Genomic DNA, 12,399 nt, shown 5'->3' on the forward strand with positions numbered 1-12,399 from the left:
GTTTGGCGGCACCGGCATCACGGTGGTGGATCTCGCCTGAGGCGTGCGTCATCGGTTTGCGATTGTAAGGAAAAAGCCGGGGGGTAGACAGGCTGCGCGCCCGCCGGATCAAAGTCGTGGTGATGCAGGGTGTGAGATGTGCGGCGTGCGGGTGTGCGGTGTGCTGTGACTGATCTGTGAGAATTCATGAGGCCGTCACCGCAGCCTCCTTCGGCCATCGCCCCATGGGGGGCGATTATAATCGTTGGGGTTTTCGACGATCGCCTCCGGCGCGCGCAGCCTTGCTTGTCCCCCCCCCCGGCTATGGGGCGGTTCAGTCAAGCTCTATGGTCCAGTTGAGCGACTGTATTCTGATCTCGAGCTCGCGCAGCTGCTTCGACAGCGCGTCGCACTCCTTGCGCAGCGCCGCCACGTCGACCGTGCTCACCACGCGTATCTCCGTCAGAGTGTGGCGCGGAGTCAGATCGCTCGCCGCGTTGAGAAATCCTCGCATTATGTCGGCATGGCGCCGCAGCGTCTCGCGGCGGGCGAGCAGCGCCGTCATTGTGGTAGTGTAGTCTATCTGGCGGCTGTTGGCCAGATTGATCCTCACGGTGATGTCGTCGAGCTCGTCGAGCAGACGGCGCAGCTCCTCGAGCAGCCGCGCAGGCTCTTCGGCCGGCATCGATCCCTCCTGCACTTTGGCATTGTTGGCGAGCCTCATGGGCATCTGCGCTATGCGGCGCTGCAGGTCGGCGCGTATCTGTAGGGCTTCGGCAAGTTTCATGACTGTTTACGTTGATATGACCGCCGGCAACGATGCCGGCGGTCATAAAAGTCAACGCCGACAGGCGTCGATATGTTCAGAGCCCCCCGTCAGTAGACCATCTCGAAATCCTCTATCCACGAGGCAAGCGTCAGAGAGTCGACATTTTCTCCGATCCCCACCTCCTCGGGGGCGGATGGTATATAAAAGGAAACGCCGTGTCAAGAGCCGATGGGGCTGACACGGCGTTGTCGTTCATGAGGCTGTCGGTCAGCTGTGGGCGTCGATGACGCGCCCCTTGCCGCTGATGACAAACTCTTTGTGACAGGCAGGCATGAGCGCGCTCTCGCCGCGACGGAGGCTGACGCTGCAGCCGTTGGAGTCCGTCACGGTCATCTCTCCCTCGATACATGTCAGTGTGGAGAAGGAGTCGACTACCGGCCTGAAAACGTGCTCGCCGTCGATGGTCAGGGCGTAGACTGTGAAGTGGTCGCACTGCACAAGCTCTTCGATGCCGTTGCCAAGATCGGTGGGTGTGGAGGTGTACGACGGGTAGACTTTGTAGTCGATAGCGTCCTTGGCCTCTTCGACATGGAGCTGCCTCGGTTTTCCGGTGGTGGCGTCGATGCGTCCGTAGTCGTAGATGCGGTAGGTGACGTCGGATGTTTCCTGCACCTCCACGAGCAGGTTGCCCGCTCCGATGGCGTGTATGCGTCCTGCGGGCAGGAAGAATACGTCGCCGGGATGGGAGGTGTGGTGAGCCACTACGTCGAGCAGCGTGTTGTCGGCCACTTTTGCCGCATATTCGTCGGGGGTGATCTCCGCCGAGAGTCCGCTTACGATGGCGGCGTCGGGGTCGGTGTCGACTATATACCACATCTCGGTCTTGCCGAGCGAGTTGTGGCGGCGGCGTGCAAGCTCGTCGTCGGGATGAACCTGCAGGGAGAGATCGCCGGCGGCATCGATGATCTTGATGAGCAGCGGGAATGTGTTGCCGAATCGCTTGTAGACGTGGCTGCCTACGAGGTCGGCTCCGTACTTCTCGATCATCCGGGTGAGGGTCAGGCCGGCATCGGGTCCGTTGACTACAACGGACTCGTTGCCTCTGACGCCTGATATCTCCCAGCTTTCGCCGATGTTTTTCTGGTCGGTGACGATCCCTTTGAACGGGGCTATCTTTTCGCCTCCCCACACCACGCTTTTCAGTATCGGCGTGAATTTCAGGGGCGGAATGTTGACGTTGTCCATCTTAGACCGGTCTTTGGCTGGTTATCGTTATGACTGAATTATTTGTCGAGATGCTCGTAGTGGAGTGTGAGAGTGGGCTGATCGCATACTTCGGCGGGACCGAAATACTGGATCGGGCCGGGGAACACGTACTGGGTGTTGATGGCCCAGTCGTCGCGCTTGGCGGCAAAACGCTGGAACGGAGTGCCGTCGAGGCGCACGAGCGCTTTCTGTATCACGGGCTTCATCTCTCCGTGACGGCGCTCCATGTTGAACATCATCGAGATGGGCACACCGCCGGCAAGCCACTGCACGGAGGGCTTGGTGAGGTTGCGGAGGCTGGAGATGTAGCCGGTGACGCCTGCGTTGATGAGGCACGCGGCGTTATAGCCGAGTGCGTAGCAGTAGTCGGCGTCGAAGTTGGAGGGAGCCGCGCAGCGTCCTTCGTAGCCGAAGAAGTGGTGGAGGGCAGAGAATTTGCCGTCGTAGCTGCCTTCGGCCTTCATCTTGGCGAGACGGCGTCCGACCATCTCGGAGAGGAGTTTCTCGGTTTCGATGAGCGACACCTGTACGTTGCCGTGGGGGTCGCGGTCGAGCGTGAGCTGGCGTGCCACGCCTTCGGGAAGCGAGATGAATGTTTCGGCGTTGGCCTTCGAGAGGTTGGCCGATAGGAATTCGCGCTGTTCGGCAGTGGTCTTCTGGGCGAAGTCGGGTGTCTTGGCGAGCAGGTCGTTGAGCTCGGCAATGAGGCTCTTCATGGCGGGGATGAACTCGATGAGTCCCTCAGGAATGAGGACTGTGCCGAAGTTGTTGCCCTGCTTTGCGCGTGCGGCGACGATGCCGGCTATATAGTCGACAACATCCTGAAGGGTCTGGTTTTTGGCCTCGACCTCCTCGGAGATGATGCAGACGTTGGGCTGTGTCTGAAGTGCGCATTCGAGAGCGATGTGCGATGCGGAGCGACCCATGAGTTTGATGAAGTGCCAGTATTTCTTGGCCGAGAAGCAGTCGCGCTGTATGTTGCCGATAAGCTCGGAATATACTTTGGTGGCGGTGTCGAATCCGAACGATGCCTCCACGACTTCGTTCTTGAGGTCGCCGTCGATGGTCTTGGGGCAGCCGATCACCTGCACTCCGGCGCCGATGTTCTTGTAGTATTCGGCAAGCACGGCGGCATTGGTGTTGGAGTCGTCGCCGCCGATGATCACGAGAGCCTTGATGTCGAGCTGCTTGAGGATTTCAAGGCCTTTGTCGAACTGCTCTTTCTTTTCGAGCTTGGTGCGGCCTGAGCCGATGATGTCGAATCCGCCGGTGTTGCGATATTCGTCGATGATGTCGGATGTCAGTTCCTTGTACTGGTGGTCGACGAGTCCGCCGGGACCCATGAGGAAACCGTAAAGACGGCTGTCTTTGTTGATCTTCTTGATGCCGTCGAAAAGGCCGCAGATGACGTTGTGGCCGCCGGGAGCCTGTCCGCCGGAGAGTATCACTCCCACGTTGAACGGTTTGCCGGGGGCGGGGGCGGGGTTCTTCTCAAATCGAAGCTCCGGCATTCCGTATGTGTTGGGGAACAGTTTTTTGATGTCGTCCTGATCGGCTACCGACTGGGTGGGTGCGCCTTCTACGGCTTTGACTGCGCCGGTGAGTGTGACGGGCAGTTTGGGTTGATAAGCCGCGCGGGCTATCTGCAATGCACTTTTCTTCATATTGTATTGTGAGATTATTGGTTTTTGTAGCGTTGAAGAATTCAATGTGCAAATATCGCAAATATTTTTCAAAAATCGGTCGTTGTTGAGCTGTGTTTTTTGCCCCACAGGGATATTTGTGGGTTTTAGAGCGTGCTCTTAAGACGGATTCGACTGTTAAAAAGTGATATGCGGCTTTGGCGCAGGGCTGTCTGCGGTGTCGGGTGTTGGAAAAAATTATTATCTTTGCGACGTTTTGAAAAATAGATGAAACTGTCGACCCTACATAATATGCGCTGGCTTGTGGCCGCTGTTGCAGCTTCGCTCTTGGCGGCCTGCGCCAGTATGGGCAGGCCGCAGGGCGGTCCGCGCGATGTGGATCCGCCGGTGTTTGTGAACAGCACCCCGGCTCCGGGCGAGGTCAATGTGAGCCGTTCCAAGATCTCGATACTGTTTGACGAGAACGTGCAGGTGACCGACCCGATGAGCAAGGTGGTCATATCGCCGGCGCAGCGTACTACGCCGCTGGTGATGGCTGCCGGACGACGAATCGATGTGGAGCTTCGCGACTCAATGAAGTCCAACACTACCTACACGGTGGAGTTCTCCGATGCGATATCTGATCTCAACGAGGGAAATCCCATCGATGGTTTCTCGTTTGCATTCTCGACAGGCCCGCATATCGACACTCTGCAGATTTCCGGCATGGTGTTGTGTGCCGAAAATCTCGAGCCGGCTCAGGGAATGCTCGTAGGTGCATACGCCAATCTGTCGGATACGGCGATAATGACACTCCCGTTTGACCGCATCACGAAGACCAATCAGCTCGGACAGTTTACTATCCGTAATCTGGCTCCGGGATCGTATCGCGTATATGCTGTCAACGACAACAACCGCGACTATCACTGGGATCGTTCCGAGGATGTCGCCTTCCTGTCGGAGGTGATCGTGCCGAGCGTCAGCGAAGGCGTGGCAGCCGACACTCTTGAGGCAGCCGACGGATCGGATTCGATTGTGATGCGTCCGGCGGCGGTCTATGCTCCCGACGATGTGTTGCTGACATGGTTTAATGAGAATTACCGGCCGCAGTATCTCGTGAAGAACGAGCGCCCCGACCGTCACCTGATCGAACTCGAAATGGGGGCTCACGCCGATGCCCTGCCCGAATTGACAGTGATAAACGGGCCTTATGCCGGACGAAAGCTGGCCGATATGGCTGTGATCAACGGTTCGGCCACACTCGACACGCTCCAATACTGGCTGACGGATTCGACACTGATCATGCAGGACACGATAGCATTGAGGGCTACATATCTGCGCACTGATTCGCTCGATCAGCTGTCGCCGCAGACCGACACTCTGCAGCTGATGGTCAGAGGGCTGCGGCAGAGGCTTCGCCGGGAGGAGCAGGAGCGCAAAAAGCAGCTCAAGGAGTGGGAAGAGCGCCGTAAGCGCGGCGAGGAAGTGGACACGACTCCCAAGCCGGTGTTCCTGACTGTCAGGATGAACAGCTCGTCGGTCTACGATGTGTTCCAGCCTATCGGGCTTACGTTTTCGCAGCCGCTTGAGTCGCTGGATATGAATGGCGTGCATCTGCTTGTGAAGGACAATGACACCACTTGGGTGGAGGTGGAGCCGCCGATGTTTGACCGCGACGGCGATCTGCGTCCGATGCAATATGTGGCTTCCTATGAATGGGAGCCTGGGGCTACTTATAAACTTGAGATAGACTCGCTTGCGGCCATGGGCGTGTACAAGCAGGGCAATGCTCCGTTCAGCCAGACGTTCAGTGTCAGGAAAGAGAGCGATTATTCGACCATCACGTTCAATGTGGCAGGTCTTGATTCCGTGCCGGCGGTGGTGGAGTTGCTGTCGTCGGCCGACAAGCCGTTGCGGCGACGTCCCGTGGCGGATGGCAAGGCAGTGTTTGACCATGTGCTGCCCAATACGTATTATGCGCGTCTGTTTATAGACAGTAATGGCAACGGACAGTACGACAGCGGTTCGCTCACCGAGGGAGTGCAACCTGAAGAGGTGTACTATTTCCCGAAAAAACTGCCTCTGAAGCAGCGCTGGGATATGGTGCAGAACTGGAACGTGTATGAGCTTCCGCTGGATGCGCAGAAGCCCCTTGATATAAAGAAAAACAAGCCGAAGCCGAAACCCGGAGAGAAAAACAGCCGGGAAGATGAGGAGGACGACGAATATGATGAGTATGATTCGTCGGCCGGCGGCGTGAACCGCAATACGGGGGTGAGGCGCAACAGCGGATTGAACAACAGCCGCCTGCGCCGCAACAGCGATCGCACAGCTTATTGATACTGACTATGGCCGATACAAGAATAGTTTCATCCCACGATGTGCTGCCGGAGCCGACATTGAGCCGTCTGCCATGGTATCTTGCCTACGTCAGTCTGCTTAAGGTGAGGCGGGTGGCCTATGTCAGTTCGACGGCCATAGCCCGAGGTATACATCTCGACGCGTCGATGGTGGCGAAGGATCTGTCGTTTGTCAACGTGCGCGGCAAGACGCGCATAGGCTACGAGGTGGTGGAGCTGGAGCGCGAACTGAGGAGTTTTCTGGGGTTTGACCGACAGCACAATGCCGTCATAGCTGGAGTGGGGTCGCTTGGGGCGGCGCTTATCGCCGATTCTGGACTGCAGCGCTACGGGCTCGATATCGTGGCCGGTTTCGATGTGGAGCGCTCCATTATAGGGACGATTATATCGGGTGTGCCGGTGTTTGACATTACGCAGGCGGCGGAGGTGCGCGCCGACATGCAGGCCGAGATCGGTGTGATAGCGGTGCCGGTGGAGCAGGCTCAGGCTGTGGCCGACACTCTGATCGATGCCGGAGTGAGCGCGCTGTGGAATTTCACCCCATGCCGTCTGCTGGCTCCTGAGAATATTGTGATACAGAACACGTCGATCTATGCTCATCTGGCGGTGATGTATAATCGTATAAATGCAAATAATCCAGACTTGACACGATGAAGGCTATTGCTGTTTTACGCCATCCGAGCGATTGCGTGGAAACCGCGCCGCGGATGCAGCTTATCGCAGACTCGGCGATGGTGGGGGCGGGGCGCCCCTTGTTTCTGCCCGATTTCGCACCGTCGTGGCGGGCACGTATCGGGCTTGCGTTCAGAATATCGCGTCTGGGCAAGGATATAGCTCCGCGTTTTGTGGGGCGATACGTCGATGCGTTTTGTCTATGCATGCAGCTGATGCCTGAGGGAGCGGCCGGAGATGAGGCGTGGGGCGGGCTGTTTGACAACTGTATGGCTCTCGGAACGTGGCGTCCGGTGCCCGATGGTGAGGCGATAGGGATCAAGCTGGAAGATTCGGTGTGCGATGTCGGGCTTGGCGATATAGCTGTGGAGCAGACTGTCGCAGCGGTGAGCCGTTATGCCACTTTGAAGACTGGTGATGTGATAGTCGCGGCGTTTCTGCCGTGGGTCGTAGGCGTGAAGGCCGGTGATGATCTGAGAGTGGACGTGGATGAAGAGCCGGCGCTGTCTGTGAGAGTGCGGTGATAATGACAGCCGGCTCACACAATAAAACGCCTTCCGGAAAGTTATTCATAATATGAATCACTTGCATTTTATATCGGCAGCTGTCGCAGTCATGACAGTTATGGCTACCGCTGCCGCACAGGATAAGAATGATTTCAATCCGGTGCAGACCGGTGTCAATTCGCTCGCTATAGCACCGGATGCGCGTGGAGCCTCGATGGGCGACCTCGGCGCGGCGACAGAGCCCGACGCCAATTCGCAGTTCTGGAACCCGTCGAAATATGCGTTTGCATATAGCGAGGCAGGCGCTTCGGCCAGCTACACTCCGTGGCTCCGCAAGATAGTAAACGATATATTCCTTGCCAATCTTTCGGGCTACTGGAAGATCGGGCGCGACGACAATCAGGCAGTCAGCGCCACGTTGCGCTACTTCTCGCTCGGAGAGGTTACCACCGGATCGGAAGTGACCGGATCGGCTCAGACGCTTAATCCCTACGAGATGTCGGTGGATGTGGGCTATTCCCGCAAACTGTCGGAGAAGTTTTCAATGGGCGTGGTGCTGAGATACATATATTCCGACCTTGGATTCTCGTCGTCATATTCAGGTGATCTGTCGACCGGAGCGTCGGCTTTTTCGGCCGATATATCGGGCTACTACACCACATATCCTGTGATAGGCCGTAATGAGTGTCAGTGGTCGTGGGGATGGAACGTTTCCAATATAGGCACGAAGGTGTCGTATGATCACGGCAACGATCCGGCTTTTCTTCCGACAAATCTGCGACTTGGCACTGCGTTCACCTTTCCGTTGGCCGACTACCATAATCTGACGTTCGGGCTTGATCTTAACAAACTGTTGGTGCCGACACGCCCGCGTGAGGCCGACTATGACACGTCGACGCCCGACGGACAGCGCGAATATCTCGACGCTCTGGAGCGATGGGAGAATATGTCGCCGATCACGGGTATTTTCAAGTCGTTTTCCGACGCGCCCGGCGGTTTTAGCGAGGAGCTGAAGGAGATCAACTGGTCGCTCGGAGCCGAATATGCCTACAATCAGCAGTTTTTTCTTCGTGCAGGGTATTTCCATGAGCACGCAATGAAAGGCAACCGTCAGTATTTCGGCATGGGCGCTGGTTTTTCGTTCAATGTGCTACGCATAGATGCGTCGTATATGATAGCTACGGCTCAGACATCACCGCTCGATCAGACGCTACGTTTCACTCTGACCTTTGATATGGACGGCCTGCGGGAGATATTCGGACGCCGCTGATCGCGATCATTGGCTTGCAGTCAGTCACGGATTAATGATGTTAATGATTTCAACCAAACTGGATATTTTACTTTATGCAACAACTGCCTGATATACGTAGCGGACTGGGCTATGATGTCCACGCTTTTGCCGAAGGACGCAAGCTGATTTTGTGCGGCGTGGAGATATCTCACGAAAAGGGGCTTCTCGGACATAGCGATGCCGACGTTGCGCTCCACGCGCTTGCCGATGCTCTGCTCGGAGCGGCCGCTATGCGCGACATCGGTTATCATTTTCCCGACAGCGACCAGAGTTATGCCGGAGCCGACTCACGTGTGCTGCTGCGCAGGGTGGTGGAGATTATCGGTGCCGAACATTATTCTGTATCTAATGTCGATATTACTATCATAGCTCAAGCTCCGAAATTGTCGCCCTGTATAGAGCAGATGCGTCGCAATGTGGCAGAAGATCTGGGTGTTGATATTGATAGAGTTTCGGTCAAAGCCACTACTACCGAGCGGCTCGGTTTTACCGGGCGCAAAGAAGGAATTGCCGCTATGGCCACGGCTCTGATAGTGCGCTGATGTTCAGGATTATATCGCGCTTGCGTTGTGTCGGCGTTATGCTGATATTATGCGGACTTTGCGACTTCTGGCTGGCGCGATTTTTGCTATAGCAATAGCGTCGCTATGTAAGAACCACGTCAAAATATAATGCTGCTTAACGGTTGCCCGACTGTGCGCTTCATCTAATGCATACTCTAATGCTTCCCTCAATCATCTTCTAATGCGATCCCTAATGCATTCCCGTCGCAGTGAATATGCTTGGTGAACTATAGTGCATTCTGATCTGGATGATTGTGCGTGGTTATATGCTTGGTGGCCATTAAATCATTCACTGTTTCAGTGATCTATGTACGACTATATGCTTCGGTGAGTGTCTTTGATTGTGATGTTAGCATTTTCGGTGTGATGATCTGCTTGCTTAGGCAATTGTCTTCGGCGGTGGTTTATGAGGGTATGTTTGCTTCGATAATTGATTTATATTGCACTGTATATGTGTGGATTATATCGTTTTGTTGAAGCGTATTGAATTCGAATGATTGCATAGATTGTTGTTGTGTTACTGATTTTTTTTCGACTTTTTTCAATAAAACACATCAAATATTTGCACAATCCAAAAAAAGTCCATACCTTTGCAACGCAAAACGGGAGAAACCCCTAATGCAAACCCAGACGGTGCCATAGCTCAGTTGGTAGAGCAAAGGACTGAAAATCCTTGTGTCCCCGGTTCGATTCCTGGTGGCACCACCCAAGCAAAGATTAAATCGCTAATTCTTACAGAGTTGGCGATTTTTCTTTTAGTCACTACAGGGCGTAGTCACTACAATAGTCACTATCTAAATCGCTATAAACCACGATAAATCGGCTTGATTAAACTGTATTAAAAAGTAGCGTTTAATTCTAAACCCAATTAAATTCTACATTAAATTCTCTGCAAAATAATAGTGACTACCGGCGTGGTGCGCTGAGATAGTCACTACTTCATTCTTACATTGTAAGTCGGGTGCCGGACTGACGGTTGTCGATGTCGTCGTAGCGGGAGCGGTTGCCGACTTCGTGCTCGCGCTTGTAGCCGGATGAGCCGGAACTGACATTGAGGGAAGATAGTGCGTTGGCAAGATTGAATGTGAACACTTGCGAGATTTCCGGGGAGTAGTCCTGTGGACGGGAAGGGAGAATACGGACTCCGGCTTTGGACTGGGTATTCTGTTTTATCCTGTCTTTAACCGCCTCGGCATCCTTTCGAGTAAGATGCAGCATGGCTATTGACATCAGGAAGTCTTGTCTTGCTTGTTCATCGGCATGTAGAGAGCGGAACTTGGCTTCCTCCTCCGAAGTTAATTCTATCAAAGGCATATAGCCGTCAGTCAAGGCAGCGAGGAGGCAATAGTTGCCGTTTCTATGTTTGACAACGGCTATGCCTTTTATTCTCTCTTGATGGTTGTGTATCGGATAGCGCATGAGATATTCGGTCAGTATCTCCTCGGAGAACATCGTGGCCGCTATTGTCAGGCCTACATCTTCGCGCTCGTCGTCTTTCACGCCGTTATACCATGCGTACTGTCTCGGAGAGATTGGCTTGCGGTACGTCGAGCCGTCTTTGACATTGATGAGCATATAGTTTCCTCTGCTGTCTTTGCCCACCTCGACAGTGAACAGGTCGCGGTACACGTCAAGCGACGATGGTTTCCTCTGTGGCTTGATGGCGAAATCAATAAGCTCCGACAGTTTCATCACCTTACTGCCGTCGAAGGCTATCTTTTCAGCATGGTCGATTATACTGTAGCCTCTCACCCTGCCGCCCTTGTCCTTCTGGAAACTGATGTCTATGCCAAACTTTGTCTTGAGAGCATCAATGAGAGTCTGTATGCGCTGGCAGTTCTCCTCGCTCAACGGCTTGCCGTGGTTATCAAGTATTTTGCGGATGTCAGTGTTGAGTTTTGCCTTTACCGGCTTTCGTTTCTTACCTTTTGACACTTTGACATTATCGACACTTTGACATTTTCCCTCGGCTATCTCGCTCTTGTATTTCCGGATTATGGCACGAAGCTGCGTAGCGCGGTCTTTGCGCTTGGGGCTGTTTCTGGTGATTCGATTGAGAATGTCGCCGATGGCGATATTTCCAGCATTGCCTCCACACTTGAACAGTCGGTAGCCGTCGAGCGATTTCTCTATCTTGTAGCCGTGAGTCTTGACGATATTGGCAAACTGCCCCTCCGTTTCGTAGTCGTAGCCGAGAATTCGGTCAATATCTTTCTTGATGTCAGGAGAGAGTATGCGATTTGCGCACTCGTTAAGCCTGCGCCTGTCCTGATGGTCAGAAATGGCATAACCGTTAGGCTTTATTCTCGTCGAGAGAATATGCACATGGTTATTACCGGTATCGTGGTGGGCGTAAACAAAATACGGCTGACGGGCATAGCCCATACCCTCCATAAGTTCACGCGCAAAGTCGGTAAGTTCTTCCGGCGACATGGCGCGTCCTTTCACAGAGGCCGACACGTGGAACTGGAAACGTGTTGTCTTTGTATTGCCGTAGGTCTTAGAGTTTTCTTTCATATACCTTTCGACTTCAGCCGAGGCATCAAGGCCGAAGCGGTGCAGCGTCTCGATATTGTGACGCAACGCCTCGCTGACGTTCTCCATCGCCATAAGGGTTGCCACGCCATCAGCAATCTTCTTCTCGTTATATCGAGCGCCGGGGAAACCGCCGCCGGACACATCGTTGAGCTTCTTGACTATCATTTTCCTGAAATTATCATGTTATAGAGGTATGTCAGCATCTGCCGGATTTTTTCTGTACCCTCGCAAAACTGACCGAAGGGAAGAAGATCTGCCGACCGCAACGAGTAAGGATTCATTTTCTGCTGCTCGTTGATGTGCTTCGCAACCTGATTGGTGTTGGTGCCGGTTCTTTCGATGAGCTTGATAGCGGACTTGATCAAAGCAATCATACGGGGATTGTCTCGGTCAGCCATCGGCTGCTCTTCATATTTGAGTGTGGCACAACGTACAAACGCACTCAGATTACCGTCGGTGTATCGGTCGGCTCTTGACTGCATTTCTGCGTGGGTCTGCGCATCGACACGTATTTTAATAGTGATGGATTTTTTATCCGGCATAGAGATTAACTTTTTAAGATATTATGGTTTGATAGATTGGTTGATTGAATATCTGATACAATGAAGACTATATGACTTGGTATAATGATTGCTTGATGATTTGATGAACTGATACCTTGATGATACAATATCTTAATGACTCGATTGTCTGATTATCCAATGCTCCATTACCCGATGACTTATTGTCCAATGGCTCATTATCATATTATCCAATGTATCGATTATCCAATGTGACGATGACCGATTAACCGAAGTATCACGGTTCATGATAAATGTGTTGCTTGATAATAT

11 protein-coding genes and 1 tRNA gene are annotated in these 12,399 nt (G+C 53.7%); 7 read left to right on the forward strand and 5 right to left on the reverse strand.

Annotated features, from left to right (window positions below):
* Positions 1 to 313: 313 nt before the first annotated feature.
* Positions 314 to 766, reverse strand: coding sequence for a DIP1984 family protein (locus C5O24_RS07140; protein ID WP_107681645.1), 453 nt, complete (start codon positions 764 to 766; stop codon positions 314 to 316).
* A gap of 32 nt (positions 767 to 798) precedes the next feature.
* On the opposite strand from C5O24_RS07140, the gene C5O24_RS13795 reads away from it, so the two are divergent.
* Positions 799 to 1,035: a hypothetical protein gene (locus C5O24_RS13795; RefSeq protein ID WP_128701824.1), complete on the forward strand. Its 237-nt coding sequence runs from the start codon at positions 799 to 801 to the stop codon at positions 1,033 to 1,035.
* Here C5O24_RS13795 and C5O24_RS07145 read toward each other — a convergent pair.
* Entirely contained in the window at positions 1,016 to 1,978 is a 963-nt protein-coding gene (locus C5O24_RS07145) for a type I phosphomannose isomerase catalytic subunit (RefSeq protein WP_107035677.1), read from the reverse strand. The two genes, C5O24_RS13795 and C5O24_RS07145, sit on opposite strands and share 20 nt — an antisense overlap.
* Positions 1,979 to 2,031: 53 nt before the next feature.
* Positions 2,032 to 3,678 carry a diphosphate--fructose-6-phosphate 1-phosphotransferase gene (locus tag C5O24_RS07150; protein WP_107035606.1) on the reverse strand — a complete coding sequence of 549 codons (1,647 nt, stop codon included), beginning with the start codon at positions 3,676 to 3,678 and terminating at the stop codon, positions 2,032 to 2,034.
* A 246-nt stretch (positions 3,679 to 3,924) separates the two neighbouring features.
* Here C5O24_RS07150 and C5O24_RS07155 point away from each other — a divergent pair, with 246 nt between their 5' ends.
* From C5O24_RS07155 to C5O24_RS07180, 6 genes are all read left to right on the forward strand, one after another.
* The gene (locus tag C5O24_RS07155) at positions 3,925 to 5,976 is read left to right on the forward strand and encodes an Ig-like domain-containing domain (RefSeq protein WP_107035605.1); all 2,052 of its coding nucleotides are present in this window, start codon (positions 3,925 to 3,927) and stop codon (positions 5,974 to 5,976) included.
* 8 nt (positions 5,977 to 5,984) lie between these two features.
* Positions 5,985 to 6,650: a redox-sensing transcriptional repressor Rex gene (locus C5O24_RS07160; RefSeq protein WP_107035604.1), complete on the forward strand. Its 666-nt coding sequence runs from the start codon at positions 5,985 to 5,987 to the stop codon at positions 6,648 to 6,650.
* A gap of 53 nt (positions 6,651 to 6,703) precedes the next feature.
* The gene (locus C5O24_RS07165; protein WP_107681646.1) at positions 6,704 to 7,192 is read left to right on the forward strand and encodes an FAA hydrolase family protein; all 489 of its coding nucleotides are present in this window, start codon (positions 6,704 to 6,706) and stop codon (positions 7,190 to 7,192) included.
* A 91-nt stretch (positions 7,193 to 7,283) separates the two neighbouring features.
* A complete protein-coding gene (gene porV, locus C5O24_RS07170; RefSeq protein ID WP_107681647.1) occupies positions 7,284 to 8,444 on the forward strand; it encodes a type IX secretion system outer membrane channel protein PorV in 1,161 nt (386 codons plus the stop codon).
* Positions 8,445 to 8,518: 74 nt separating this feature from the next.
* Positions 8,519 to 9,007: a 2-C-methyl-D-erythritol 2,4-cyclodiphosphate synthase gene (gene ispF / locus C5O24_RS07175; protein ID WP_205961080.1), complete on the forward strand. Its 489-nt coding sequence runs from the start codon at positions 8,519 to 8,521 to the stop codon at positions 9,005 to 9,007.
* A gap of 653 nt (positions 9,008 to 9,660) precedes the next feature.
* Positions 9,661 to 9,733, forward strand: a tRNA-Phe gene (locus tag C5O24_RS07180).
* Between the two features lie 240 nt (positions 9,734 to 9,973).
* Here the strand turns inward: C5O24_RS07180 and C5O24_RS07185 are convergent.
* Together C5O24_RS07185 and C5O24_RS07190 are read right to left on the reverse strand one after the other, a co-directional pair.
* Complete coding sequence (locus C5O24_RS07185; protein ID WP_107681648.1) at positions 9,974 to 11,731, reverse strand: relaxase/mobilization nuclease domain-containing protein; 1,758 nt, start codon at positions 11,729 to 11,731, stop codon at positions 9,974 to 9,976.
* Entirely contained in the window at positions 11,728 to 12,108 is a 381-nt protein-coding gene (locus C5O24_RS07190; RefSeq protein ID WP_107681649.1) for a hypothetical protein, read from the reverse strand. Before C5O24_RS07190 ends, C5O24_RS07185 begins: the two co-directional genes overlap by 4 nt.
* Between the last annotated feature and the right edge of the window lie 291 nt (positions 12,109 to 12,399).

This window comes from Paramuribaculum intestinale (genome assembly GCF_003024925.1).
GTDB classification, from domain to species: Bacteria; Bacteroidota; Bacteroidia; order Bacteroidales; family Muribaculaceae; genus Paramuribaculum; species Paramuribaculum intestinale.

Excerpts from the sequence above, each read along its gene's own strand:
- C5O24_RS07150 (WP_107035606.1), bottom strand. The coding sequence starts at position 3,678 with ATGAAGAAAAGTGCATTGCAGATAGCCCGCGCGGCTTATCAACCCAAA.
- C5O24_RS07190 (WP_107681649.1), bottom strand. The coding sequence starts at position 12,108 with ATGCCGGATAAAAAATCCATCACTATTAAAATACGTGTCGATGCGCAG.
- C5O24_RS07185 (WP_107681648.1), bottom strand. The coding sequence starts at position 11,731 with ATGATAGTCAAGAAGCTCAACGATGTGTCCGGCGGCGGTTTCCCCGGC.
- ispF (WP_205961080.1), top strand. The coding sequence starts at position 8,519 with ATGCAACAACTGCCTGATATACGTAGCGGACTGGGCTATGATGTCCAC.
- C5O24_RS07165 (WP_107681646.1), top strand. The coding sequence starts at position 6,704 with ATGCAGCTTATCGCAGACTCGGCGATGGTGGGGGCGGGGCGCCCCTTG.
- porV (WP_107681647.1), top strand. The coding sequence starts at position 7,284 with ATGACAGTTATGGCTACCGCTGCCGCACAGGATAAGAATGATTTCAAT.
- C5O24_RS07140 (WP_107681645.1), bottom strand. The coding sequence starts at position 766 with ATGAAACTTGCCGAAGCCCTACAGATACGCGCCGACCTGCAGCGCCGC.
- C5O24_RS13795 (WP_128701824.1), top strand. The coding sequence starts at position 799 with ATGCCGGCGGTCATAAAAGTCAACGCCGACAGGCGTCGATATGTTCAG.
- C5O24_RS07160 (WP_107035604.1), top strand. The coding sequence starts at position 5,985 with ATGGCCGATACAAGAATAGTTTCATCCCACGATGTGCTGCCGGAGCCG.
- C5O24_RS07155 (WP_107035605.1), top strand. The coding sequence starts at position 3,925 with ATGAAACTGTCGACCCTACATAATATGCGCTGGCTTGTGGCCGCTGTT.